Annotated in this window: 2 protein-coding genes; both read left to right on the top strand. The window is 67.0% G+C overall.

Features of this window, described 5'->3' with window-relative positions; all coding sequences use genetic code 11:
• Positions 1-855: 855 nt before the first annotated feature.
• Entirely contained in the window at positions 856-1524 is a 669-nt protein-coding gene (locus CC117_RS32880; RefSeq protein ID WP_071092069.1) for a toll/interleukin-1 receptor domain-containing protein, read from the top strand.
• On the top strand, positions 1521-3284 hold a 1764-nt coding region (locus CC117_RS37760), incomplete at its 3' end, for a P-loop NTPase family protein (protein ID WP_084133141.1). The genes CC117_RS32880 and CC117_RS37760, both read left to right, overlap by 4 nt.

The raw sequence follows: 3284 nt of genomic DNA on the forward strand, positions 1-3284 counted from the left end.
CCACCTACCGAACATAAACCCCGACGCACACGCGTTCCCTTAAATCCGCCAGGGAAAAGAACACCGTCGGATCCAACCCGAGCCATCTACAAAAACCCACTTGTTAACGCATTCAAAATTCCTCACACAGCAGCATAACCGCCAGCCCGTCGGCCGGGTTCGACTCGACCACCGCAGACATGTCACCCAGCGCCGCCAGAACCCGCGCATCGCCGGAATCACGGCCTTGCCACAGAACGCCAGGCCATACTGGCGCCGCGTCATCGCCAGCTCAGCACAGCGCATCCCGCCGGAGTTCGACGGCCAGCAAGAAAACCGCCGAGCACAGCGCAGGAGAACCGCCCACCAGACAGCGGATACCCGGCCCGTCATACAACTGATAACTATGGCTCCGACGCTCGTATACCACCTGTGAACAGGCAGTTCAGCATTCCGTACCAGCCTCAATTGCTTCTAAGCACTGGGTCGCAGGTTCGATCCCTGCCGGGCGCACAAATCGGCCCCTGACCTGCGACGATGCCGAGCAAGATCGGCCAACACGGGCCCGAAACCCGCTCTGGCGCCTAATAGGCACCAGGTCTCCCACCCGTTCCCCGCCGATCGCCGGCAGCTCCCTGACCTGCACCAGCAGAGCAGGAACCGGCCCRCATCGCGGCTCATTGCGCTCAGTGACCTGATAACTTTCCCCCTCTCCGCCCCCCGCGAAGATCCCCGACAGGCGCCCAGGATCAACCCGCATAGCCCCGCCGCACACGGGCCCGCGCCTCGACCACCGTCCCGACGCAGGCCAGACCCGTGCCCTGGCACACGCCGTACAYGGTCTGACCCGACCTGTCCCGGTGGCACACTGTCCGGGTGAGCAACGGGGGCAACACGGACAGCACCACCGGCGCGGGCGGTGGCGCGGGCTGGGACTTCTTCATCTCCTACACCCAGACCGACCGGCCGTGGGCCGAGTGGATCGCCTGGACTCTGGAAGAAGCCAGCTACCGGGTCCTGATCCAAGCCTGGGACCTCGTACCCGGGTCGAACTGGGTCACCGGCATGGACGAAGGCGTCACCCGCGCGGCACGCACGATCGCCGTGCTCTCCCACGCCTACACCCGCTCCGTCTACGGCGCCGCCGAATGGCGCGCCGCCTGGGCCTCCGACCCCACCGGCGCCACCCGCAAACTCCTCGTCACCCGCATCGAGGACTGCCCCCGGCCAGGCCTGCTCGGCCAAGTCGTCTCCCTCGACCTGTTCGGCATGCCCCAGGACAACGCCCGCACGGATCTCCTGCACACAGCCGACCTGGCGGTGTCCGGCGCACGGGCGAAACCAGCCACCGCCCCACCGTTCCCCGCCAGCACGCACACACCGGCCCCACCGCCGTTCCCGGCACCCGAACCTGACCCGGACAAGGGCACCACCAGCCCGGCAGCAGGCCGCATCCAGATCGGGACCGTGACCGCACCCGGCGGACAGGCCACCGGCATCAACTACGGCCAGATCACCCAGCACCGGAACGACCCCGGCCGATGATTCCCAGCGCCAGCGGACACACCACCCCAGACGATCGAAACCGGCCCACGGTCGACGACGTCTCGGCTCCTCAAGGGCAGGCAATCGGGGTCAACTACGGGCATATCCTCCAACAGCGGTTCTCCGGCCCGTTCCGGCTGCTGCGCGACGCTACCATCCCCCTCGACCCGTTACCCGGGGATCTACGGCTATCCGATCCGGCCAACCCGGACAACCCGGTCGCCCGGTTCCGCGGACGCGCCGACCTGATCTACAAGATCGACGCCTTCATCAACCGGTGTGTGCTGCAGCGCTGGGGTGCCTATCTGCTGGTAGAAGCTGAGGCTGGGATGGGGAAGTCGGCGTTAGCGGCTTACCTGGCATTCACCCGAGTCTGGCCCGCGCACTTCACCCGCCTCCCCGAAGGACGCACCCCCGAAACCGCCCGCCGGAACCTCGCCGCACAACTCATCGCCCGCTGGAAGCTCGACGATGCCACCCCCGGCGGGGTCCTCCCCGCCGACGCCGACGCCACGGCCTGGCTCTACAGCCGGCTCTGCGACGCCGCCCGAATCCGCGACAAGACCGAGCCCGGCCAGCCGGTCGTGCTCCTCGTCGACGGACTCGACGAAGCCCCACCCTCGAAGTTTGGGGAACTGCCCCTCGGACTCCCCYTGGCCCTACCGCCGGGCACGGCGATCGTCGCCACCACCCGACCCAAAACAGTCGCGATCCCCACCGGGTCCCGGGACGTGGAACGCATCGATGTCGAAAGCGCCGCAAACCGCCAAGACCTGTTCGGATACTTGACCGCGGTCAGCGCCCACGACCCGCTGATCGCCGCCGCGCTGCGCAGGAATCGGATGCCGGCCGACCGGTTCTGTTCAACGCTGCTTGACCGCTCCGGCGGAGTGTGGATCTACGCCCTAACCCTCCTCGACCAGGTCCGCCACCACGACCGCGACCCGCGCGACGTCGACCGCCTGCCCGTGGGACTGGTCGGCTACTACGCCGACAACCTCAACCGTTGGCGCGCTGACCTCGGCGACCATGCTTGGCAGGCCCAAGGCCTACCCGTTCTCGCCACACTGACTGCGATCCGTGAACCCCAAACCGCCACCGCCATCGCCACCTTCGCGGGCGTAGCTGACTCTGACACCCGAGCCCTACTCCGCCGCGTCTTCCGGCCCTTCCTTGCTACCCGCCGCGGGGCCAGTGCTCGCCAGGATCTCTACCTCCCACGGCATCAGAGCCTGCGAGACTTCACCACCGGCACAGCCTTCATCGACAGCGACGACGATGACCTGCGCGACCTCGCTGACGACCTTGCGACCGCCACCCACGCGGCGCACCTGCGCATCGCAGCGGCCCTTAYGCCCTCCGAACCCATCGGACAGCGTAATTGGCCGAACAGCAGTTCCTACGCCTTGAAATACCTACCTGAACACGCTGCCCTGGCCAAAACACTTCCCGGACTTCTCAACGACCCCGAATTTGCCCTCCACGTCGGAATCCCGTCCCTGCTCCAACTAAAGCACCACCTCACCGATCCCCAGGCGCTCGCTGCTCTCAGCGCGCTCCAGCTCGCCTACGGATACGGCGACACCCAGGCTGCCCGCCTGGAATGGATCGAAGTTTCCGCCCGCAAAACCCAAGCACACACCCTCGCCGATAGCACCGCCCGGCTCCTCTCTGACCGGCCCTTGCGACCCGCACACGCTATCTGGAATGGAACCAGCCACCACCTCACTGGCCACATCGGGTGGGTCAGTGCCCTGGCC

Source organism: Parafrankia colletiae (assembly GCF_001854655.1).
Classification (GTDB): Bacteria; Actinomycetota; Actinomycetes; order Frankiales; family Frankiaceae; genus Parafrankia; species Parafrankia colletiae.